This is a genomic window from Rhizobium sp. SRI_017, assembly GCF_057586295.1.
This window is the reverse complement of the sequence record NZ_JBYCZP010000005.1, coordinates 326,117-349,358: the sequence shown is the minus strand read 5'-3', so window position 1 is coordinate 349,358 and position 23,242 is coordinate 326,117. Positions and strand designations below refer to the sequence as shown.

The 23,242-nt window shown below is 61.8% G+C and carries 20 protein-coding genes; 8 read left to right on the top strand and 12 right to left on the bottom strand.

What is annotated here, in order from left to right; genetic code table 11:
* Positions 1–49: 49 nt before the first annotated feature.
* Both AC2YI2_RS14310 and AC2YI2_RS14305 read right to left on the bottom strand, forming a co-directional pair.
* Entirely contained in the window at positions 50–757 is a 708-nt protein-coding gene (locus tag AC2YI2_RS14310) for a response regulator (protein ID WP_487387143.1), read from the bottom strand.
* Positions 757–3,744, bottom strand: a complete 2,988-nt coding sequence (locus AC2YI2_RS14305; RefSeq protein WP_487387142.1) for a hybrid sensor histidine kinase/response regulator — start codon at positions 3,742–3,744, stop codon at positions 757–759. The genes AC2YI2_RS14310 and AC2YI2_RS14305 overlap by 1 nt, the downstream gene beginning before the upstream one ends.
* Before the next feature lie 267 nt (positions 3,745–4,011).
* Between AC2YI2_RS14305 and AC2YI2_RS14300 the strand changes: the two genes are divergently transcribed.
* The 3 genes from AC2YI2_RS14300 (at position 4,012) to AC2YI2_RS14290 (ending at position 6,247) form a co-directional block, all read left to right on the top strand.
* Positions 4,012–4,701 (top strand): response regulator, encoded by a 690-nt coding sequence (locus AC2YI2_RS14300; RefSeq protein WP_487387141.1) that lies wholly within the window; start codon positions 4,012–4,014, stop codon positions 4,699–4,701.
* Positions 4,702–4,857: 156 nt separating this feature from the next.
* The gene (locus AC2YI2_RS14295; protein ID WP_487387140.1) at positions 4,858–5,862 is read left to right on the top strand and encodes a L,D-transpeptidase family protein; all 1,005 of its coding nucleotides are present in this window, start codon (positions 4,858–4,860) and stop codon (positions 5,860–5,862) included.
* Positions 5,863–6,010: 148 nt separating this feature from the next.
* Entirely contained in the window at positions 6,011–6,247 is a 237-nt protein-coding gene (locus AC2YI2_RS14290) for a DUF4189 domain-containing protein (RefSeq protein WP_487387139.1), read from the top strand.
* Between the two features lie 56 nt (positions 6,248–6,303).
* Here the strand turns inward: AC2YI2_RS14290 and AC2YI2_RS14285 are convergent, their stop codons facing one another.
* The 9 genes from AC2YI2_RS14285 to AC2YI2_RS14245 form a co-directional block, all read right to left on the bottom strand.
* Positions 6,304–7,176: a DMT family transporter gene (locus tag AC2YI2_RS14285; RefSeq protein WP_487387138.1), complete on the bottom strand. Its 873-nt coding sequence runs from the start codon at positions 7,174–7,176 to the stop codon at positions 6,304–6,306.
* A gap of 105 nt (positions 7,177–7,281) precedes the next feature.
* The gene (locus AC2YI2_RS14280) at positions 7,282–7,815 is read right to left on the bottom strand and encodes an MgtC/SapB family protein (RefSeq protein WP_487387137.1); all 534 of its coding nucleotides are present in this window, start codon (positions 7,813–7,815) and stop codon (positions 7,282–7,284) included.
* A 69-nt stretch (positions 7,816–7,884) separates the two neighbouring features.
* Complete coding sequence (gene speB, locus AC2YI2_RS14275) at positions 7,885–8,838, bottom strand: agmatinase (protein WP_487387136.1); 954 nt, start codon at positions 8,836–8,838, stop codon at positions 7,885–7,887.
* A gap of 258 nt (positions 8,839–9,096) precedes the next feature.
* A complete protein-coding gene (locus AC2YI2_RS14270; protein WP_487387135.1) occupies positions 9,097–10,719 on the bottom strand; it encodes a 5-guanidino-2-oxopentanoate decarboxylase in 1,623 nt (540 codons plus the stop codon).
* Between the two features lie 70 nt (positions 10,720–10,789).
* Positions 10,790–11,593, bottom strand: coding sequence for an ABC transporter permease (locus AC2YI2_RS14265; RefSeq protein ID WP_487387134.1), 804 nt, complete (start codon positions 11,591–11,593; stop codon positions 10,790–10,792).
* Between the two features lie 4 nt (positions 11,594–11,597).
* Positions 11,598–12,425: an ABC transporter permease gene (locus AC2YI2_RS14260; RefSeq protein WP_487387133.1), complete on the bottom strand. Its 828-nt coding sequence runs from the start codon at positions 12,423–12,425 to the stop codon at positions 11,598–11,600.
* A 269-nt stretch (positions 12,426–12,694) separates the two neighbouring features.
* A complete protein-coding gene (locus AC2YI2_RS14255; RefSeq protein ID WP_487387253.1) occupies positions 12,695–13,804 on the bottom strand; it encodes an ABC transporter substrate-binding protein in 1,110 nt (369 codons plus the stop codon).
* Positions 13,805–13,889: 85 nt separating this feature from the next.
* Complete coding sequence (locus AC2YI2_RS14250; RefSeq protein WP_487387132.1) at positions 13,890–14,963, bottom strand: ABC transporter ATP-binding protein; 1,074 nt, start codon at positions 14,961–14,963, stop codon at positions 13,890–13,892.
* A 109-nt stretch (positions 14,964–15,072) separates the two neighbouring features.
* Complete coding sequence (locus AC2YI2_RS14245) at positions 15,073–15,978, bottom strand: LysR substrate-binding domain-containing protein (RefSeq protein WP_487387131.1); 906 nt, start codon at positions 15,976–15,978, stop codon at positions 15,073–15,075.
* Between the two features lie 128 nt (positions 15,979–16,106).
* Here AC2YI2_RS14245 and AC2YI2_RS14240 point away from each other — a divergent pair, with 128 nt between their 5' ends.
* The 5 genes from AC2YI2_RS14240 (at position 16,107) to AC2YI2_RS14220 (ending at position 22,437) form a co-directional block, all read left to right on the top strand.
* A complete protein-coding gene (locus AC2YI2_RS14240) occupies positions 16,107–17,687 on the top strand; it encodes a zinc-binding metallopeptidase family protein (protein ID WP_487387130.1) in 1,581 nt (526 codons plus the stop codon).
* Positions 17,688–17,732: 45 nt separating this feature from the next.
* Entirely contained in the window at positions 17,733–18,665 is a 933-nt protein-coding gene (locus AC2YI2_RS14235) for a dimethylarginine dimethylaminohydrolase family protein (RefSeq protein WP_487387129.1), read from the top strand.
* A 17-nt stretch (positions 18,666–18,682) separates the two neighbouring features.
* Positions 18,683–19,849: an alpha-hydroxy acid oxidase gene (locus tag AC2YI2_RS14230; protein ID WP_487387128.1), complete on the top strand. Its 1,167-nt coding sequence runs from the start codon at positions 18,683–18,685 to the stop codon at positions 19,847–19,849.
* The gene (locus tag AC2YI2_RS14225; protein WP_487387127.1) at positions 19,842–21,218 is read left to right on the top strand and encodes an FAD-binding oxidoreductase; all 1,377 of its coding nucleotides are present in this window, start codon (positions 19,842–19,844) and stop codon (positions 21,216–21,218) included. The genes AC2YI2_RS14230 and AC2YI2_RS14225 overlap by 8 nt, the downstream gene beginning before the upstream one ends.
* 214 nt (positions 21,219–21,432) lie before the next feature.
* Positions 21,433–22,437 (top strand): LacI family DNA-binding transcriptional regulator, encoded by a 1,005-nt coding sequence (locus AC2YI2_RS14220; RefSeq protein WP_487387126.1) that lies wholly within the window; start codon positions 21,433–21,435, stop codon positions 22,435–22,437.
* Here the strand turns inward: AC2YI2_RS14220 and AC2YI2_RS14215 are convergent.
* On the bottom strand, positions 22,434–23,183 hold the full coding sequence (locus AC2YI2_RS14215; protein ID WP_487387125.1) for a glutamine amidotransferase: 750 nt from the start codon (positions 23,181–23,183) through the stop codon (positions 22,434–22,436). The genes AC2YI2_RS14220 and AC2YI2_RS14215 overlap by 4 nt on opposite strands.
* Positions 23,184–23,242 lie beyond the last annotated feature (59 nt).

Genomic DNA, 23,242 nt, shown 5'->3' with positions numbered 1-23,242 from the left:
GCGCCAGGTGCCTGATCGCATTCGGCGCTTGCGCACAAGATAATGCGGATCAGTTGACCGGCTCGAAGACATAACCTTCGCCACGCACCGTCTTCAGCACCGGCGGATGGTTGGGATCGACCTCGATCTTCTTGCGAAGCCGGGCGATGCGGATGTCAAGGCTGCGGTCGGCCGGCGCAAGCGGGCGCCCGAAGGCAAGTTCGCAAAGCCGGTCGCGCGACAGGATCTGCCGCGGATGGCGGGCAAAGGTTTCGAGCAGGTCGAAATCCATGCTGGAGACCTCGATCTCGATACCTTCAGGGCCGAAGACGCGACGACCGTCCATATCGAGCGCGAGCGGCCCGAATTCCAGCGTCTGGCGTTTCTTGGCGGGCTTCTCCTGGCGCGGCGGCAAGCGACGCTGCAGGCTGCGGACGCGGGCGAGCAGTTCCCGCACTTCGAACGGTTTGGTGAGGTAATCATCCGCGCCGTAGGAGAGCCCGTCAACCTTGCTGCTCTCTTCGGCATTGGCGGTCAGCATGATGATGCCCATGCGCTCGCCAGCATGCCTGAGCCGCTTGACGATGGAAATCCCGTCCTCGCCGGGCATATTTACATCCATCAGCAACATGTCCGGATTGTTGGTCGCCAGCAGACGGTCGAGTGCCGCGCCGTTTTCAGCGGAGGCCACGGAAAAACCCTGCATCGACAGATAGTCCTCGATCATGCCACGAAGGCCGGGTTCGTCATCGACGACGATGATATTCAGGTCTGACATTACGCATTCTCTTTCTGGTCTGCCTCGGCCTTTCGGTCGAGATTCTTTTCTTTGCTATGGCTATCCTTGCCCAGGATGGCACGCAGCGCGGTACGCAGTGCTCTCAGTTCGAGCGGCTTGACGACGACGGGAACGTCGCGCGTCCTGGAAACGACCTCGGGTCCGAGGGCGTCGCCGGTCATCATCACGACACGGCCCTCAAGATCCGGTCGGTTTTCGGCGATATAGTCGATCAGCTTGTCGCCGCTGATGTCGGGCATGCGAAGATCCGTCAGCACCGCATCGAAAGCGGTTCCGTTGGCGAGCAATTCGAGCGCCTCGCGACCCGTATCCACAGCGGTGACGACGACGCCTTCAGCGCTGAGATATTCGGTGATGTAGCGACCGATGGCCGGCTCATCGTCGACGACGAGCAGCGCGCCAGAAAGCACAAAGGCGGCCTCGCCGCCGCCTGGTACCGTTGTCATGCGCGCCTCTGTCACCGGCAATCGGATGCGGCATATGGTGCCACCCCCTTCACCATTGTCGAGGTGGATCGTCCCGCCATGCGCCTGAACGATGCGCAGGCAGACGGAAAGGCCGATACCGGTCCCGACCCCCTGCGGCTTGGTCGTGAAGAAGGGTTCGAACACGCGCTTGCGGATATCTTCCGGGACGCCGGGGCCGGTATCGGCGATGTCCACCTCGATATTGGTGCCATCGAACCGCGTCTCGACATCCAGGGAGCGCGCACCCGTGATGTTCATCATCGCCTGCTGCGCATTCAGCACGACATTCATGAAGACCTGATGCATCTGGTCCGGATCGGCAAGCGTGGTGGGCAGGTCCTTGCCGCGGTTCCGCACCATGGTGACACCGTTGCTGCGCAGTCCGTAGGCGGCCAGTTCCAGCACATCGTCGATGACGGTGTCGATATCGACGTTGCGCTTCTCGATCGGCTTCGACCGGGCCATGGAGAGGAAGGTCTTGACGATACGCCCGCAGCGCTCGGCCGCCGAATGCAGTTCCTTGGTCCGGCGCTTGGTCGCCTCGTCGGTCGCCATTTCATGCAGCATGCCGGCATAACCGACGACGATGGAAAGCGGATTGTTGAGTTCGTGCGCGACGCCGGCAAGCAGCGAACCGAGCGCCGCAAGCTTCTCGCTCTGGTGCAGGGCGCCACGCTGCTGGTCGAGTTCCAATTCCGCGAGCTTTTCACGGGTCTGGTCGACGACGAAAATGCCGACGCCGTTGATTTCGCCCGAGGCGGCACGCAGCGGAAAGCGGATGAACAGGCTGTAGAGGAACGGTTCGAGCGATGGATGATGCTGCTCCTCGACCTGCATCTCGCCGGTCTCCAGAACCTTGGCAATCGAGCGGTCCATCTCGTCGGCTTCGCTGGCCGGCAGGATATCGATTGTCATCTTGCCGATAACATCCGCTTCGGTCCGATTGAGCCGCTTGAGCGCCTCAGGATTGGCAAGCGTAAACCGTCCCTCCAGATCCTTGGCCAGCATGGCCACGGGCGCATAGTTCAGGAACCCTCCAAGACGAGCCTCGCTCGCGCTTTGCGCTTCCTGCGCCAGCATCTTCTCGGTCACATCGCGACCGATCGCCTGGATCTCGACGAGCTTGCCTGCCTCATCGAAAATGCCGGTATCGGTCCACTCTTCCCAGTGAATGATGTCGCTGGTCGGGGTCGTGCACCGGATGACGATCGTGGACGAAGGCTGATTGGGCGCGAGCGATTTGATGTAATCGCGATGGCGCTCGCGATCCTCGGGGATGACGAGTTCGAAATCGCTATTCGCCCTATTCAGCATCTCCTCGAGCGATATGCCAAGGTAGCGGCAGTAGGCCTCGTTTGCGAAAGTCGGGAAGCCGTTTCCGTCGTAGCGAACGACGAACTCGGTCTGGGTTTCGACGACATTGCGGTAGCGCGCCTCGCTCTCGCGCATCCTGAGTTCGGATGACTTCGCATCGGTGATGTCGCGCAGCAGGATCACGCGCCCGCCGTCTGGAATATGGCTCTGGCGGCCAGCGATCCAGCGACCGTCGGGCAGCTGGCGCTCGATATCCATGCCGTCACCGCCCGACCATGCTCTGTCAATGTCATCCTGAACATCGCGACCGACGAAAATCCTGTCGCGCTGCTCCTCGGCTAGATGCATGGCGAGCGCTTCGTTGAAGAAGGCAAGCTTGCCATCTGGTCCGATGATGGCGAAACCGTCCTGAAGGCTGGTCGTGGCGGCGAGGAAGCGGGCTTCGCTCCTTTCCAGCTGCGTCTGATAGCGACGGCTTGACGCAAAGGCGTTGGCGATCAGCCCGAACTGCTTGCTCCAGGCCGACGGCATTTGCGGCGCCGTTACCACCTGGCCCGAGGCCTGGTCGCTGACATAGCGCGCGAGCTTCAGGCTCGGCAGGATGTAAGCCCGGTGCAGGAAATAGAAGATGCCGGCCACGGTCGCGGCAAGACCAGCGAGGATGACCAGGAAAGGCGCAAAGCGCGGGAGCAGATAGGCCCTTAGATCGCTGTCCGGAACGATATAGACAAGCTTGTAGCCGGACTGCCCGAAGACACGGGTCAGCGATCGGAAATCCGAATGTTCCTCGAAAGTCGGCCCGCTCGTGTCCGTCGCACTGTCTTCGGCGATGTCGGGCCGGCGGATAAAGCCGACGAGACGCTGGCGGTCGCCATCGTTCATCTGCCCGTTGATACCGGCGATCGAATTCTTATCGTCGAGCACGACGACGGTGCCGATGGGCGGCTTGTAGGCATCGAGGCCCATCGACAGGCGCAGCGCCGTCAATTGCGGTCCTGCACCCTCGATCGATGCGCTGATAATCCCATGTCTTTCGGTCGCCTCGCCTGCAAGGTCCGAGAGAAGAGCTGCCCGCTGGCGGACATACTGGTCGACGCCCATGGCGATGACCAGGACAGCCAGCGGCAGGAAGCAGAGCATGAGCAAGCGCGGCGACGGCCCGATACCCGTTACCCTTGATGCCATGGCGTCTTCGTGCTCCCGCACTTTGTATGAAGATATCGCCAATCAAACTCCATGCACTGGGTGTTATTCAATCAAATTATCCCGATATGCGTCGAATGTTTCACATCGACGTCGCGCCGCTGGGCAGACGCCGGTCGCCCTTTAGGGCGGCGATTCGCACACCGCAGGTCCTCTGGCATTCTCGAGGGTTCAGACGATTGCATTTTGTCAGGCTTCGGATGATAGTGGGCACTGAAAAAATTGCCTTTTCTCGATCGTGGAGAGCGGATGGCAGACCTGATTGTGGTCGATGACGACGTAGCGTTGAGCGGAATGCTGGCCGACTACCTGTCGATTGCCGGCCATGAAGTGCGACTTGCCGCCGATGCGGGAACGCTCGACACACAAATGGCGGTGGCCTCCCCCGATCTGATCATCCTCGATGTCAGCCTGCCGGGCGAGGACGGTTTCAGCATCGCGCGCCGGATGCGGCAGCAGCACGATGTCGGAATCATCATGCTGACCGGCGCCATCGATCTCGTCGACCGCGTCGTCGGCCTCGAACTTGGTGCCGACGATTATGTTACCAAGCCCTTCTCGCTTTCGGAGATTTCAGCACGCATCGAGGCGATTATCCGGCGCCGCAGCGCAAACCGCCATCAGCTCGAACCCTTCGGTCCCTTTTCGCTCGATCTCAAGCGCTGGATCCTGCTTGATGGCACCGGGGAAAAGATCCCGCTCTTTCCGACCGAGATCGATCTCGTCGCCGCTTTCGTCACCAATCCTGGCAAGTTGATGACCCGCGACGAGTTGTTGCGGCTCGCGCCCGGCAATGCGTCCGACCCGATCGACCGGTCGATCGACAAGCGGGTGGAACGGTTGCGGCGAAAGCTCGACAAGCATGGGGTCGAGGCGGATCTGATCGAGACGGTGCGCAGCGACGGCTATATCTACAAGGGGCCGGTCACGCGGTCGTGAGCCCGGCGGACGTGCGCGATCAACCTTCTCTTAACTCTGTTGCCGCATTTTGACACGAAATCCGTGACCTCTTGCAACCCTGCCAAAATAGGGACACAAGCGTGTCGCAAGGAGGCGGATGCATGATGTGCGCATTCGGGGCCTAGAGTTACAGCGATGATCAGCAATAGACCGTCCATCATCACGACGATGCGGAAGCTTGCCAGCAGTGCGTTGGTGACATCCGCGATCCTGGTCGCCGCCGGCTGCTCCGGCGGGCTCGATGCGCTCGACCCGTCGACGGAAATCACCCCGAAACTCGCACGCGAGATCAAGGCCAAGGGCTTCGATCAAAAGGACGCCGTTCTCGTTCGCATCTTCAAGGAAGAGAGTGAACTTGAAGTCTGGAAGCGGAAGGCGTCGGGCGAATACGCGCTCTTCAAGACCTATCCGATCTGCCGCTGGTCGGGCAAACTCGGTCCGAAGAAGAAGATTGGCGATCGCCAGGCGCCCGAAGGATTCTATCAGGTCAATATGGGCCTGCTCAATCCGAAGTCCCAATTCTATCTCTCCTTCAATCTCGGCTACCCGAACCGGCTCGAAAGTGCGCTCGGTTATACGGGCGAAGCGCTGATGGTGCATGGCGCCTGCTCATCATCGGGCTGCTATGCCATGACCGACCAGCAGATGGCCGAACTCTACCCGATCATTCTCAAGGCGATGAAGAGCGGCCAGCGCTCCTTCCAGGTCCAGGCATACCCGTTCCGGATGAACGCGACCAATATGGCAAGCCATGCCGGCGACCCCAACATGCGTTTCTGGCAGAACCTGAAGCAGGGCTACGATGCCTTCAACCGCACCAAGCGAGACGTGAAGGTTTCGGTCTGCGAAGGCCGCTACCAGTTCAATCGCGCCTTTCCCGAAGAGCCCGACAGCCCGCTCGGCGCCTGCCCCGGCTCGAGTGACACTGTCGTTGCCGATGCGACGCCGGTGACCCGCGACATCGTGCTCGAGAGCCGTATCACCGAACACTCCTATGTCGACGGCGGCATGCACCCCTCGTTCCGGGCGCAGCTCAAGCGCTACGGCGCCAAGACTCTTGCAGCGAAGACCTCGGTCCGCAAATATCCGATCAGCCGACCGGACGCGGCGCTGTCGGACCCATTCAAGCCTGCGAACTGAGACTTTGCGGCCACAATCGACGAGCGCATCGGTTTAATCTGCGCCTGCGTACGCTAACGTACCAAGATTCCTTGACTTTTATCATGGACGGCAAGTGGCCGGCGTGCCACTGAAAAGCCGCCGCATGGCACCAATTCAGGGGAATGACATGAACAAATACCTGCGCATCGCGCTCGCAGCCTTCATTGCATCGACAGGTGCGATCGCGACCTCCGGCACCGCAAACGCCTGGGGCTGCATCGCTGTTTCCGAGGAAGGCTCCTATGGATACAGCTACAATTACGACAACCAGGACGATGCCTCCGATCGTGCGCTGAACGAATGCGCCGCCAAGACCACGACCTCAAGCACCTGCGAAATCACCGAATGCACCGAAGGCTCGTGAACGACCTGACGGCGGAGTGAAAACTCCGCCGGTTCCGTTCGCCGGCCGGCGTGGCGCTAAGCTGCGCGCCGCCCGAAACGTTCTCCGAGGATAATCGTGACGCCCGCTGCAAAGATCAGCATGGCGCCCAGGAACACATTGTGCCGGGGCACATCGCCCCATATCAGGAAGCCAAGCACAAAAGCCCAGATCAGCGACGTATATTCGAAAGGCGCCAGGATCGAGACCGGCGCACGCCGCATGCCTTCGAACATGGCATATTGACCAAGGGCGGCGAACACGCCGGTCAGCGAAGTCAGGGCAAGCTGCGGGAGTGTCACCGGCGTCCAGTAATAGAAAAGCGCAAGCCCGGTAAACACTGCGAGCATCGCGTTGGAGAGCGTCATCTGCACGATCGTCCGCTCCGCCAGCGATGTCTTGCGCAGCAGCACGGTCGAAATAGCCCAGAAGATAGCTGCCTGCAGCGCAAGCCAAACCGGCCAGGAAATCCGCATGCCGGTGCCTATCAGGTCGGTGGCAACGATCACGCCGACAAAGCCGATCAACACGGCGAGCCAGCGGATCGGCGGCACATCCTCCTTGAGTATCGGTACTGCCAGGATCGTGATCAGGATGGGCGCGGCGTAGTAGAGGGTCGTGAGTTCCGCGAGCCCGAGATACTTCGATGCATTGTAGTAGGAGAGCCAGGCGGCAAAGAGCAGCAGCGCGCGCAGGAACATCGGCTTCAGAACCGGCGAATTCAACGATTGCACAACCACGTCGCGGCGACCAATTGCAACACATATCACCAGGATGGTGATGGAGCGCACGAAGAGGATCTGCACGACGGGCTGGCCGACGACGAGCCATTTCACCGCCGCATCCTGAAGCGAGAACATGAAATAGGCGAGAATGGTCGAGACGACCCCGATGAGAACGGTCTTGGGCATGGGAACCGGAGGGGCTGGAATGCGGGCGCCCAGTATTAACGCATCCTCTCCCGGCCGGGAAATGATTATTATACGTCTGTATATTCGCCCTGAGAATGGATCACGTCATTCGCCCTTGGGCGGATCCCCCTGCGGCAGCTTGTCGTCATCGACATGGATGCTGCCACTGGAGTCGAGCCTGTCTTCCATGAAGCCCACGAAGAAGAGAATGGCAATGCCGGCCACGACGGCCGCGAAGCCGATGACCCAATGGCCGAAGCCCAGGCAAAGCCCGATGGCGCCGGCAAGCCAGAGGCTGGCACCTGTGGTGATGCCGTGGATCTCCCCGCGCGACAGTACGATCGTGCCGGCTGCGAGAAAAGCGACGCCCGCCGTGACCGCTTCGATCACGCGCAACGGATCCGGCTTGAAACTGTCCGAGGCGAGCGCCGCAGTATGGATGGCCTCGATTGAGATGATCGAGAACACCGCGGCGGCGAGCGCCACCATGATATGGGTCTTGAGCCCCGCCGGCCGATTCTTGGCTTCGCGCTCGAAGCCGATGAGGCCTCCGAGCAGGATCGCGCCGACAAAGCGGGCGAAGATGACGGGATAGCCGATGCGGCTTTCGGGGAACATGTCGGCGAGAATGGCATCCATGGCGGCAAGAACGCCGATGCCCGCGCCCGAGTTCCCCCGAGCCTTTCATGGAACATGAAAGGCTCCAGTTCAGCCGCGCTTCACGCCCGGCAGCACGCAGAGCATCTCGTAGAGCAGGTTGGCGCCGATCAGCGCCGTATTTCCGGTTGTATCGAAAGGCGGCGAGACCTCGACCAGATCTCCGCCGACGAGATTGAGACCAGCGCAGCCGCGGATGATCTCCAGCGCTTGCCAGGTCGTCAGGCCACCGATCTCGACCGTGCCGGTGCCCGGTGCGAAAGCAGGGTCGAGGCTGTCGATATCATAGGTGAGGTAGACCGGTGCATCGCCGATCTTGGCGCGGATGTCGGCCATCAGCGGCGTGAGCGACTTGTACCAGCATTCCTCCGCCTGAACCACCGTCCAGCCCTTGGACCGCGCCCAGTTGAAGTCCTCCGGCGAGTATCCGGTGCCGCGGAGCCCGATCTGGAACACCTTGTCGTTCCGCAGCAGGCCATCGTCATAGGCGCGGCGGAACGGCGTGCCATGGGCGATCTTCTCACCGAACATCTCGTCATTGATATCGGCATGGGCATCGACATGGATCAGCGCCACCGGCCCATGCTTCTTGGCGATCGAACGCAGGATCGGATAGGTCATCGTATGATCGCCGCCGAGCGAAAGCGGAATGCAGGGATGCGCCAGGATGCCGTCGTAGAAGGCGGTGATGATATCGACCGACTTCTTGAGATCGAACGTATTGAGCGGCACGTCGCCAATATCTGCCACCTGGATGGAATCAAAAGGCGCGGCACCCGTCGCCATGTTGTAGGGGCGCAGCATGCAGCTTTCCTGCCGGATCTGACGTGGCCCGAGCCGCGTGCCGGATCGGTTGGAGGTGCCGACATCGAGCGGAATGCCGACGAAGCAGGCATCGAGGCCCTCGGCCGTTGGCTGGGTCGGCAGCCGCATCATCGTGCCGGGGCCGGCAAAGCGGGGCATCTCGTTGCCGCCGAGCGGCTGGTTGAATTTGTGTTCCGACATGGTTGGTCAACCTTTTCCTTCAAACCGTCAGCTTGGAAATTTACCCCTCACCAACTTCGGCCAGGGGTTCGCTCTGCTCACCCGGCCTTCGTATCCTCTCCCACAAGGGGAGAGGTAGACTCGCTGCACCGCCTCGCCACAGTAAAGGCGGCAATCGGGGCACCCTACCTCTCCCCTTGTGGGAGAGGATAGCAAGCCCGCGCGAGACCAGCGGTCGAGTGCCTGGGCGCGCTTGGTGAGGGGTAATCCCCAATCACCTCATCCCGCCGTCGCCACCCTCATCGCCTCATCCCGCACAGTATCCCCAAAAACGATCATCGTCGGTTCATCGCTTCCACCCGCCGCCACCAGCGCGGCCTTCAACCCATCGAGATCGTCGACATGTTCCGTCTGCCATCCATAGGCCTTGCCGATGCCGATGAAGTCGGGCGTGTAAAGATCCACCCCCAGCGGCGGGATGTTCTGCGACACCATATAGGACTTGATCTCGCCATAACCCTTGTTGTCGAACAGCAGCAGGATGACTGGCAGCCTGGCCTCCTTGGCCGTGGCAAGCTCGGCAATGGAAAACTGCACGCCGCCATCGCCGGCGAGCACCACGACCGGCGCTTCGGACAGGCCCGCCTTGGCGCCTATGCCGGCCGGGAGGCCATAGCCCAGGGTGCCATAACCAGTGGCGGAGTTGAAATATTGCGCTGGTCCCGCCGAGTCGAAACCGAGATTGCCGGCATAGACGAGCTGGGTGGAATCGCCGGCGAAGATGACACCCGGCAGCGTATCGCGCACCAGCTCGAGGATGTGCAGGTCGCCGCGCATCTGTTCGGTCAGATCGCTGCGGGCGCCGTCGGCACGCGCCTTTTCGGCCCGTGCCTTGCCGCCGCGTTCCTTCTCCTCGACCAGTTCGATGAGGTCATTGGCCGCCGACTGCGCGTCGCCGACAATGCCGATCTCGGGAACCGGTCCACGCATGACCTGCGCCGGGTCGAGATCGACGCGGATCAATCGGCCGGGCAGTTCGAAGAAGCCATCCTCATACATGTCATAATCGGTCGGACCGAACTCCGTGCCGAGCGCCAGCACCACGTCGGACGACGCGACCAGCGCGCGCGAAGCAGGGAAGCTCGGCGAGATCGACACCGCGAGCGGATGCCCGGGCGGCAGGATGCCGCGACCATTGGTGGTCATGATCACGGGTGCATCAAGTCGCTCCGCAAGCGCCGTGATTTCCTGTGCCGACCATTTCGCGCCGCCGCCAGCGAGGATCAGCGGCGCCTTGGCAGCGTTCAGCAAGTCGGCCGCCCAGATGATTTCCTCGTAGCCCGGCTCCGGCGGCGCCATGCGCGCCACGCTTTCCGGCACCTTGAGATGGCCGGCATCCGCCAGCATCACATTGATCGGCAGCTCGATATGCACCGGCCGCGGCCGGGCGCTGTCGAAGATGGCAAATGCGCGGGCCAGGACCGGCGCCAGCTCCTCGGGGCGGTTCACGGTATGGCTGAAGGCCGCCACCTGGCTCACCAGCGCCTGCTGGTTCGGCAGCTCATGCAGCCAACCCTCGCCCGAGCCCATGCGGCCATGGCTGTTGACGGTGGAGATCACCAGCATCGGGATCGAATCGCCATAGGCCTGCCCCATGGCGGTGACGATATTGGTCATGCCGGGACCGGTGATGATGAAGCAAACGCCCGGCCGGCCGGTGACCCGTGCATAGCCATCGGCCATAAAGCCCGCGCCCTGCTCATGCCGCGGCGTGATATGGCGGATCGAGCTGCCGGCGAGACCGCGATAAAGCTCGACCGTATGCACGCCCGGAATGCCGAACACCGTGTCGACACCATAGGCTTCCAGAAGTTTCGTCAGATACATGCCCGTGCTGATCACGTCCCGCTCCCGTCAGATTCTTTTAATTCTACAAGCGTATAATTTATCGCGGATTTGTCCAGCAGGAAGTTCAGCTCTTTTTCGCCGCCATCGCGGCGACGACGGTTTTGCCGAGGATCACGATGATGACAAGGCCGATCAGTAGAACCGAGATCGCAGCGATGGCTGGATCGATATTGTCGCGCAGGCCCATCCACATCATGCGCGGCAGCGTCACGGCATTGACCGAAGTGATGAAGAGCGTGACCCCGATTTCCTCCCAGGAAAGCACGAAGGCAAGGAAGGCCGCAGTGAAGACGCCGAACTTAATATTGGGCAGGATCACCCGGAAGATCCTTTGGCTGACGCTGGCCCCGAAGCCGCGCGCGGCGAGATCGATACGGCGATCAACCTGGCTCAGCGACACCGTGACCAACACCACTGCGAAAGGCGCGATCATGACGGCATGCGCGATCGCCACGCCCACGACCGTGTCATAGCCGATCCAATCGTTCATCTTGGAGAGCGAGGTCAGGAAGAAGTAGATCGTGATCGCCGAAACAACAGGCGGCGCCACCATCGGCATCAGCACGAAGCCGTAATAAAGGCCCGGCATGACCGGCCGGTACATCCACATGCCGAGGCTGAAGGCGAGCGCGAGGCCTGTCGAGATCAGCGAACTCAAGACGGCAATCCGAATCGAGAGCCACGTCGCCTGCAGCCAGGCCGGGTTCTCGACTAGCGCCATATAGTGCCGCAGCGACCAATTTCCGTTGGGCATGGAGAGAAAGCGCGCTGGCGTGAAGGAAACCGGCACAACGGCGAACAGTGGCAGCAGCAGGAATACCGCGACGAAGGCGGCGAGGATGAGGGCGATTGCGCTTGGGCGTTCCATGGTTCTACCTCACCATTCCGCCGGGGCGGACATAGCGCATCAGCAGCGCCAGCAGCAGCCCGACGATCAGCATCATCAGCACGCTGATGGCCGCACCCAGGCCCCAGTCCGGGCTCTGGAACAGCCGAAGATAGATCAGTTCCGCGGCCATGACGCTGCGGCCGCCGCCGAGAATGGCGGGCGTGATGAAGAAGCCGAGCGAGAAGACGAAGACCATGATTGCGGCACCCAAAATGCCGGCCGCCGTCATCGGCAGGAAGATCTGCCAGAAGGTCCGCATCCGCGTCGCCCCCATGCCGCGCGCTGCGAGCAGAACGCGCTCGTCGAGGCTGCGCATCGCAGAGGCGATCGGGAAGACGGCAAAGGGAATGAGGAAATGCGTCATGCCGAGCACGACGCCGAATTCGTTGCGCACCATGGTCAGCGGCTCACTGATAACGCCAAGTTGGGTCAGCCAGGTATTGATCAGGCCACGATTGGAGAGCAGCGCCACCCAGCCGAAGGCGCGCGTCAGCACCGAGATCCAGAACGGAATGAGGATGCAGAGCTCCGCGATCAGCCTTTGCGCCGGCGTGCCGCGCACCCAGACGAGCGCGACAATATAGGCCATGGCGACGGAGAGGATGGTGACGAAGAAGCAGATCCGGAAGGTGCGGATAAAGACTGAGATGATCAGCGGATCGGTGACCGCCCGGCCGTAATTGCCGAGGCCAAGTTCGGGAAGCGTCACGCTCCAGCGGACGACACCGAGGAAGGGGATGGCATAGGCGAGCAGAAGGAACAGGATCAGCGGCCCGAGCAGCAGTGCCGGCTTGAGATAGTCCGATCGCATTTTGGGCCTCCTTTCCAGATATTGGTTTCACTAGAAGATCCACCCCTCACCAAGCGCGTCCATGCACTCGGCTTCGCCTCGTGCGGACTTGCTATCCTCTCCCACAAGGGGAGAGGTAGGGTGCCACGATTGCCGCCCTCACCTGCGGCAAGGGCGGTCGATGCGGGTTTACCTCTCCCCCTGTGGGAGAGGATACGAAGGCCGGGTGAACCACAGTGAACCTTTGGCCGAAGTTGGTGAGGGGTGAACTCGACACCCCTCACCCCATCTTAGGCAGCAATAATCTTCGTATACTCGTCCAGCGCCGGACCGTAATTGGTCTCGTACCAGGCCATGTCCAGCGCGATCTGCTTCTTCATGTTCTCCGGATCGACTGGGTTCAACCGCTTCTGGTCCTCGGGCACCAGCGCATCCGCTGCCGGATTGGCCGGGCCCTGGCCGAGCTTTTCGAACATGACGAGCTGCTTCTTCGGATCCTGCGAAGAAGCGATGAACTTCATCGCATTATCCTTGCCGCCCGGATTGCCCTTGAGCACGCCCATCGCGCCGGGCGAGATCAGGCCCTGGTCCCAGATGAACTTGACCGCGCCGCCGGAATCCTTCTCGATCAGGCCCGCGCGCGTCGACCACACGATCGCCATCGAGGCTTCGCCGTTGAGCAGGACCGACTGGCTTTCAGCACCGCCACCCCAATAAGAAACTACATTGTCCTTGAAGGCCGCGATCTTGTCATGTGCGCGCTTGAGGTCGAGCGGATAGAGCTTTTCCGGTGCGACCCCATCGGCGAGCAGAGCGGCTTCCCACATGCCGGCGCCCCATTTGTAGAGCGAGCGCTTGCCTGGGAATTTCTCGACGTCGAAGAAGTCGGCCATGCCTGTCGGCACCTTGTCGCCGAATTTCGAGGCGTCATAGGCGATGATGTAAGAGAAGAAATAGGTCGAGGCGGCATATTCCCAGCCGAAGCCCGGGCGGAACTTGGACTTATCGACGATCGAGTAGTCGATCGGCTCCATGAGGCCCTTCTTGCCGAGCGCCTGGGCAGAGAACGGGTCGGCGTCGACAATGTCCCAGCTCGGCTTGCCGCTTTCGACCTGGGCGGCGATCGCGCCTTCGGTCGGGCCGGAACCGTCCTGCTTGACGGTCACGCCGGCTTCCGCGAGGAACGCCTTGCCGTAGGCCTCGTCATAGGCGGTCATCGCGTCCCCGCCCCAATTGACGAACACCAACTCGTTGGCGGCAGCCCAGGCGCCCTTGGCCTTGAGCGCCAGCGGCGCGCCACCGATCAGCATCGCCGCAATCTGGGTGAAGCGGCGGCGGGTGAGCTGACCGCTATCGACGCGCTTGGACAGGATTTCCAGCGTTTCCTTCTCGAATTCCATAGACATGTCGTTCTCCTCTATTTTTGTGTTTTAGTATGCATTCCCAGTCTTCTCAGGTATTCCAGCCTTCTCAGACGGGCGGGGATCAGAGGAAAAAGCCCTGATCGCGTTCCCAGCTCGCCCAAACTCTCTTGCCCTTTTCGAAATCCGGCCCGGTCTCGCGCGTCGGCATTTCCAGAGCCAGTCCCTTGCCGCCCGGCGTCTTCAGTGCAAAGCGCGTCGCGGCGCCCAGATAGGTGATGTCCTCGATATCGGCAGCCAGTGCATTGCGATCCGCCGGCTGCTCGCGGGTCAGGACCATGTGCTCGGGCCGTATCGCGAAATGGCCGGTCGGCACGCCTGCGGCCTTCGAGGCCCGGATCACGCTGTCCTCGAACTTGCCCTCTGCGACATCGCCAGCGAGCTTGCAGCCTGCAAGATCGAAGATGTTGATATCGCCAAGGAATTCCGCCACGAACCGGTTGGCCGGATGCTCGTAGACGTCCTTCGGACTGCCAAGCTGCTGCAGCTTGCCCTTGTTGAAGATCGCCACCCGCGTCGACAGCGCCAAGGCCTCCGATTGGTCATGCGTCACGAAGACGAAGGTCGTGCCGGTCTCCTGGTGCAGCCGCCGCACCTCTTCCTGCATCGAACCGCGCAGATTCTTGTCGAGCGCCGAGAATGGCTCGTCGAGCAGCAGCACGGAGGGTTCGAACACCAACGCACGGGCCAGCGCCACGCGCTGTTGCTGACCACCCGAGAGGTCGGACGGGCGCTTCTTGGCATGTTCGCGCAGGCCGACGCGGTCGACGATGTTATCGACCTTGGCCTTGATGTCCTGGGCATTGCGGCCCTGGACCTGCAGCGGGAAGGCGATGTTCTTCTCGACCGACATGTGCGGGAAGAGCGCGTAGCCCTGGAACACCATGCCGAAGCCGCGCTTCTCCGCCGGCAGCTTGGTGATATCGGCGCCATCCATGGTGAGCGCGCCCGATGTCGCGTTCACGAAACCGGCCAGGATCATGAGAAACGTGGTCTTGCCGGAGCCCGAAGGCCCAAGCAGCGTCAGAAACTCGCCGCGTCCGATCGTCAGCGATACGTCATTCAGCGCATGAAAATCGCCGTATGTCTTGCCAATTCCCCGAGCGTCAAGTTCGGCCGCCCTGTTCTTGGTTTGCATGGCCGTTCCCTTGTTATTGCAATGAGCCTAGGGGCGAATTGACAGCCGTTCAAACGAAATCTTTTCACCCATTTGACAAATTTGGTTCACCTATTGGCCGATTTTTCCATCAAGCCATGACAGGCACCGCCTCGTTTTTCATCACCTCTTCTTTCAGCCACTCACAGAAGGCGACGACTGTCTTGTTGTCGGCCTTGGCCTCTGAAACGACGAGATAGTAAGAGCGCTTGGAGCGGATATTGATATCAAAGGGCCGCACGAGCTGGCCCGTCGCCATTGCATTGCGACAGATGAACTCGTCGCCCATGGCGATGCCCTGTCCCGCCATCGCAGCGGCGTAGACGAGATTCATGTCGGAGAAGGTGATGCCGGTCTGGGCGAAAGCGGGATCGACGCCCGCCGTCGTCAGCCATTCCTCCCAGTCGTCATCATCGACCAGATGCAGCAGGCAGGCCTTGCGGATGTCGGAAGGATCGGAGAGCCATACGGTCTTGTTGATCAGTACAGGGCTGCAGAGCGGGGTGAACTCCACCTCGACCAGGAGCTCCACTGTCATGTCCGGCCAGTAGCCAGTGCCGAAGGAGATGAAGACATCGACATCGGGATTGGAGACATCATCGAGCCGCATCGGTGTCGAGATTGCAAGCTTCACATCGGGATGCGCCTCGCGAAAGCTCGAAATATGGCTGCAGAGCCAGCTCGAGGCAAAGCCCGGCGTGCAGCAGACATTGATCGAGCCCGAGACACCCCGATTGGCATGCCGCACCGCCGAGCCGGTGATCGTGTTGAGCGCCTTGCGGACATCGAGCGCATAGCCAAGCCCTTGCTCGGTCAACTCGATCCGGGTTCCTATACGATTGAGCAGCTGAAAACCGAGGTCGCGTTCCAGAAGGCGCAGTTGGTGGCTGACGGCGCTGCGGGTCAGGTTCAGCTCGTCCGCTGCCTTCCAGACCGAGCCATGCCGGGTGAAACTGTCGAGCGCGCGCAGCGCCTGGGTCGATGGAATCCGTTTCATGACGTCTCCTCAAGCCCGTTAAGCTAACCAAATTCGGGGCAATGGTGAACCAAATTTGCCGCGCCAGGGAAAAGATTTCACTTTCTCGAATATGCGATGTGCGCTGTACTCCGGGTGAGGAGAATTGCATGTCCTTGTCGCCAGCCCAGAGCCACGCCCTTGCCCATGTCGATGCGATCCAGAGGGATCTCTCTGCCTGGACGTCGACGATTTTCGATTTCGGCGAGACGGCCTGGCGGGAATACAAATCCGTCGACTGGTATGTGAAGACGCTGCGCGCCAACGGCTTCACCGTCGAGGAAGGCTCGGCCGGCATGCCGACGGCCTTCGCCGCAGAATGGTCAAGCGGCGCCGGCCCCTCCGTCGGCATGTATGCCGAATATGACGCCGTGCCCGGCAACTGCCAGGCGGCCACGACCTACAAGGCACCCCGCGCTGGCCTCAGCGAACATGCCGGCGGTCATACGGATCCACATTCCGGCCTTGGCATCGGCGCGCTCGGCGGCCTGCTGGCCACCAAAGCGGCGATGGAGCGTCACGATATCAAAGGCACGCTACGCTTCACCGGCGAGCCGGCTGAGAAAGTGCGCGGCTCCAAGCCGATCCATGCTGCCAAAGGCTATTATGACGGCCTCGACGGCATGCTGTCATTCCACCCGTTCTACATGCTGCCGATGTGCAACACGGTGCGCTGGGACACGCATTGCGGCGCCGCCTATTCCATGATCTACCGCTTCGTCTGCGACCAGCCCGAGGATTGGGGCCGGTCGGACGGTGCCCCGATCCCCCAGTCGCATTCTGCCGTCCGCGCACCAGGCGCCAATGACGCACTCATGATGATGTACATGTCGTCCAAGGCGCTGCGCGATTCCATGCTACCGCATCAAGGCGGCTGGTCCGTCAGCGAGGCGATCTTGGCCGCCGGCCAGGCCACGGCCGACAACCTTCCCGCCGGCCTCGCCGAAATCCAGTACATGATGCGGATGCCTGATCTTGCCATGGCCGAGCAGGCGACCGCCTTCCTCGACCGCAATGCCGAACATGCCGCCCGGATGTCCGGCTGCCGCTACGAGCGCCACTGGGTCTGCAAGTCGCGCCCCGGCCTCGCCAATCACGCCATGGCCAACGTGGTCTGGGACTCATTGCAGGCCGTCGGCGCGCCGCGCTGGGGCGAAGCCGCCAAGGACAAGGCGCGCGAAATCCAGGCGACGCTCGGGCTCAAGCCGATGCCCGAACCCTTCATCGATGAGATGGAGCAGCTGATCGACCCGCAATCCGCCGAAGCAATCCTCCGCCGCGACCTGCCGCCGTCGCAGCTCAATTCGACATCCGACGACTATACCGACATGTCCTGGCATGCCCCAGTCGCCCGCTTTTACATCGCCCGCCCGGCCCTCAGGGCCCCGGGAGGTTACCGCTATCCCGGCTGGGTCATGAATGCCCTCGGCGGCATGCCCGAGACCATCGACCCGATGGTGCGAACCGCCTCCAAGGTGCTGGCGCTCTCCGCACTGCGCTTGATGGAAGACGCCGACGCCCGCAAGGCGGCCCGCGATGAATTCGAGACCCGCACCGGCGGCGGCATCGGCGGCGCCAAATGGATCCCGCCGCTCTGCGACTACGATCCCCCGATCCATTTCCGCTGGCCGGAATATGTCGAGACCCCGCGCGGTCGCGACTGGTGGATTCCGACCCAACCCCATTCCTGAACACCAAGAATTCAAAGCCCAAAAGCTAAATCAAGGAGACCGAACATGAACCTCCAGCCCACTTTCACCGACGAACCCTTCTCGCTCCAGCGCCGCAATCCCAATGGCAAGACACCGCGCCTCAAGGGCTGGGGTTTTCGCAACGAGACCGACAAGCTGACCGACGTGCTGCTCGGTTCGCCCGCCTATCTCCGTCACCTCGCGACTTCCTCGCTGTCGAGAAAGCACCTGCGCGACAATCCCTGCAACATCCAGACCGCCCAGGCCCAGCACAAGGAACTGGTCTCGGCCTATGAGCACTTCGATGTGAAGATCCACTGGCACGAGCCGTCGCCGGAACTGCCGATGCAGGTCTATTCCCGCGACAGCGCGGTCATGACGCCTTATGGCATGATCATCACGGCGATGGCGCAGTTCTGGCGCCGCGGCGAGAACTATGCCGCGATCCGCACCTTCGAAAAGCTCGGCCTGCCGATCTATGACATGGTCACCGCCGGCACCTTCGAAGGCGGCGATTTCAACGTCATCGAGGACGGAGTGGTGCTGATCGGCTGCGGCGGCGCCCGCACCAACGAGGAAGGCGCCCGCCAGGTCAAGGAGTGGTTCGACAAGGAAGGCTGGGAAACCCGCCTCGCCTTCATCGACGAATATTATGTCCATATCGACCTGATGGTCGTGCCGATCGCCGAGAAGCTGACCGCCGTCTGCCTCGACTGCACCGACCCCGCGATCGTGGCTTGGCTGAAAGATAAGGGCCATGATATCGTCGATGTGCCCTTCCAGGATACGATGGCGCTCGGCTGCAACTTCATGTCGCTCGGCAATGCCAAGGTCATCGCCCCCACGTCATCGCGGGTTCTGATCGAGCAGTTGAAGGCGCGCGGCTTCGAGGTCGCCGCGGTGGATACGAGCGAGATTTCCAAGACGGGCGGCGGCATTCATTGCATGGCGCAGGCCCTCCGTCGCGAGGCTGCGTAAGCCTCGCGGAGGACGACTTGGCGAATATTCAGAAGCGGTTTCCCTCGATCCCGCACATGAAGGACAAGGCCCGGTGGCGCATACCGGGCTTTGCCTGGGAGTATATGACCGGCGGCATCGGACTGGAGGAAAACGTTCGGCGCAACACCGACGATCTTCAGAAGATACAGTTCATGCCGCGCTATCTCAGCGACGCGCAGCAGCCGGACATCACGACGTCGATCTTCGACCAGAAGCTGGACGCGCCCTTCGGCGTGGCGCCTGTCGGCCTTGCCGGCCTGCAATGGCCAGGCTGCGAGCCGCCGATCGCCAAGGCCGCGCGCCAGCACAACGTGCTCCACGTGCTTTCGACGCATGCGACACAGAGCCTCGAGACGATGAAGGCCCATTCCGGCCCGGTCGGCTGGTTTCAGCTCTATCCGCCCAAGGATGCGAAGATGGAAACCGACATGATCGAGCGGGCGAAACGCGCCGGTTATGAGGGTCTCGTCGTCACCGTCGACATTCCCGGCGTCACCCGCCGCGACAAGGACATCCGCAACGGCCTCTCGGTGCCGCCCAATTTCGATGCGCGGACGGTTTATCACGCCGCTATGCGCCCGCACTGGCTGCTGCGCCTTGCCCGGCACGGTATCCCGCATTTCGAGAACCTAACGCCTTACGCGCCGAAGGGTGCCTCGACCAGGGAACTCTACGACTTCCTCGGCTCCGTCCTTTCCAACCACATCACCGCTGACCGCTTCAGGCAGATCCGCGACCAGTGGCCGGGCAAGCTGCTGGTCAAGGGCGTGCTCGACCCCGAAGAGGCCGCAACCTATATGGCGCTCGGCGCCGACGGCATCATCGTCTCCAACCATGGCGGCCGCCAGATCGACGCGGCCCCCTCCTCCGTCTCGATGCTGCCGCACGTTCGCAAGCGGCTGGGGCCGGATGCGCTGGTGATGGTCGATGGTGGCGTGCGCTCCGGCCTCGACATCGCACGGATGATCGCCCTCGGCGCCGACTATGTCTTCCTCGGTCGCCCCTTCATCTTCTCGGTGGCGGCGATCGGCGACGAGGGTCCCGCTCATCTGATCGACGTGCTGAAGCTGGAACTGCGCGGCACGATGTGGCAGCTCGGATGCCCCAGGCTCGGCGACCTGCACAACTTCCTGCACGATCCTGACAAGGCCGCGAATGCCTGACACACCTGCCTTCCTCACCGCCCTTTCGCGGGCGCTCGACGACAGTACCCTACTCACCGGGGATCGCATTCCCGCGAAGTCACGCAGCGACGCCAGTCTCTCCGGTCGCCTCCTGCCGATCGCCTATGTCAGGCCAATCAGCATCGAACAGATCTCTGCGACGCTCCGCATCTGCAACGACCATCGCATGCCCGTCGTCGCGCAGGGCGGCATGACCGGACTGGCCGGCGGCGCCAATCCGGTCGAGAACTCTCTCGTCCTCTCCCTCGACCGCTTCTCCGGCATCGAGGAAATCGACACCGCGGCGGGCACCATGACATTGAAAGCCGGCACCGTACTTGAGGTCGCCCAGCGCGCCGCAGAAGAGGCCGGCTTCCTGCTGCCGATCGATCTCGGCTCCCGCGGCTCCTGCCAGATCGGCGGCAATATCGCCACCAATGCCGGCGGCATCCGCGTCATCCGCCATGGCGTGACCCGCGACAATATCCTTGGCCTCGAAGCCGTGCTGGCGGACGGCACGGTGATTTCCTCGCTCAATCGCCTGCGCAAGAACAATACCGGCTACGATCTCAAGCACCTTTTCGTCGGCTCAGAAGGCACACTCGGCGTCATCACCCGCGCGGTCATCCGCCTCCAGCCGCTACCCGTGGGCAAGGCTACGGCGCTGGTGGCACTGCCAAGCTACGAAAATGCGGTCCAGCTTCTCGCCCGCGCCCAGGCAGGCCTTGTCGGGCTTACCGCCTTCGAGATCATGTGGGACAGCTATTTCAGTTTCTCGAGCACGGGCGAAGGCTTCAAGCTTTTTGATCACAGCCATCCGTTCGCTGTCATCATCGAACAATCCGGAACGCCGGACAACGAAGCCCTCGAGACCTTCCTCGGCGCCATGTTCGAGGAAGGCCTGATCGAGGATGCCCTGATCGCCCAGTCGGAAAAGGAAAGCCGCCAGTTCTGGGCGGTCCGCGAAGGCGCCGCCTACGACCGCCTGCCTGACCTCATCAATTTCGACGTCTCCATCACCGTCGGCCAGCTGGGCAATTTTGCCGAAGCCTGCGAGAGGGCGCTACGGGTAAATTATCCCGACTCCCACATCGCCTTCTTCGGCCATATGGGCGACAGCAACCTGCATGTCGCGGTGTCTGTCGGAGCCTCCGACGAAGCGACCCTGCATGCCATCGACGAGATCACCTATGGCGTGGTGCGGGATTTCGCCGGATCGATTTCCGCCGAGCATGGCATCGGCGTCCTCAAGCGCGATTTCCTCCGCTATTCTCGTAGCACGGAAGAGCTGGCGCTGATGCGGGCGATCAAGAAAACGCTCGACCCGAACGGCATCCTGAATCCGGGCAAGGTCCTGACGCCAGCCTAAGGATGAAGCAGGCAAGTCCCCTCGGTGGCCCCCGCCAGTATCTTCGCCATATGGCGGAGAAAATTTGCATGACCGCCTCACCTCCATCGATCCGCCGTTCGCCGCGATGAGGAGGCGCAGGGGCGGATATTTATCCACGCCATAAGGGATAACCCGATCCTTCGCGTGTCAAACGCGGTGCCGGAATGCTATGATTCCTCTAAGGGAGAACATCATGGCAAAACCGCCGTCATTGCAGGATGTCGCAAGCGCCGCCGGCCTGTCGCCGGCGACCGTGTCGCGGTTTCTCAATGGCTCGCTCAATCTGCCGCAGGAGACGGCCGAGCGGATCAATGCCGCGATCGCCGCGCTCAACTACCGCCCCAACCCGCATGCCCGGAGCCTCAGCCGCGGCCGTTCCGACACGATCGGCCTCGTCGTGCCCGATGTTTCCAACCCATTCTTCGCGCGGCTCGCCGCGGCCGTCGAGCACCACGCCGGCCAGGCCGGTCTTGGCCTGATGCTTTGCTCCAGCGTCAACCGCCAGAGCCGCGAACTCGACTATATCGAGCGCCTCCGCCGCAATCATGTCGATGGTCTGCTCTTCACCACCAATCACCACGATGAACACGAGGCCCTGCGCCAGGCGATCGATGCCAACAGGAACATCATTGTCATGGATGAGGATGTCGAAGGCACCACAGTTCCCAAGGTTTTCGGCGACAATCTCCTGGGCGGCCAGCTTGCGGCTCGCCATTTCATCGAGCGCGGCCACCGAAAGCTCGCCTATGTCGGCGGCTCGCGCAACATCATGACCTCGCGAGAACGTGCCCGCGGCTTTGGCGATGAGGTCGCAGCCCATGACGGCGAGATCGTCGTGGAACTCTTTGGGCATTACACGATGGATTACGGCCGCGCTGCCATGGCCATGCTGCTCGACAATTACCCCGAAGTGACAGGCATCTTCATCGGCTCGGACCAGGTCATGTACGGCATGGCGGAACTCGTGCGAGAGCGCGGCAAGCGCTTCGGTACCGACATTTCCATTATTACCTATGACGACGTCGGCCCGCTCTCTTTGCTCGACCCCCCAGTCACCGCCATCCACCAGCCGGTCGAGGAGATCGGTCGCATCGGCTTCGAGCTTCTGATGAAACGCATGGCCGACGACTTGTCGAACCCGCTCATCCGACTACCCGTGACACTCGTCGAGCGCGCTTCGGTCAAACGGCTTCGCTAGCTCTTGTCGCCGAGCCAGTTCGCGAGCTGCGACCAGAAGCGCGAATAGTGCTGCCAGCCGACGAATTCCGGCGGCCCCCAATGCGGCGAGCAATCCGATGCGAAAGCCGCCACGCGGCCATCTCCATGTGAGCCCAGTATCAGGAATGGATCATCGCCTGCCCTGAGCAGCACTTCCGCGCCCGGCTTGGCGATCAAGCGCTGATAGCCGAGGAAATGCGGCCAGTCGCTCCCAATGCCATCCAGCACCGCATGCTGCGCCGCGACGTCAGGATTAATCCCTTCCGGGCACTCCACGCGATCGTCATAGCCGAGCATCTTCACCGGCAGCACATCGGCGAAGACCGTGTTGTGATAGCAGGCATTGCCGCCGAAACCGGAAAAACTCATGAAGCCGCCAACCATGAGGAGTCCCCCGCCCTGGGCGACGTACTCGCCCATCACCTTGAGCGTGTTCGGCCTGCGGATCGATTTGGTCAGCGTCTCCGGATGCAGCAGGAAGGTGTCGGCCCCGATGTCAGAGAGAATGATCGCGTCATAGTCCCTGAGGCCTTCCACGGTATTCGGAAAGGTCGAGGGCACGAGATGGTTCGGGATATAGGTGACCGAATGGCCTTCCTTCGTGAGCGCATCGATCAGCGGCTTGCCGCCCTCTTCATAGCCGCCGGTCGTGTAAATCGAATAGCCCTTGAGATGGAACCCGATTGACGACCAGGATTCGCCGGCCAGCAATATCTTCAAACCCATGACGTCCTCCAAAGTATCGGGAGAGAGTTAGTGCCCGCCGATCCTGCCGCAAAGGCATG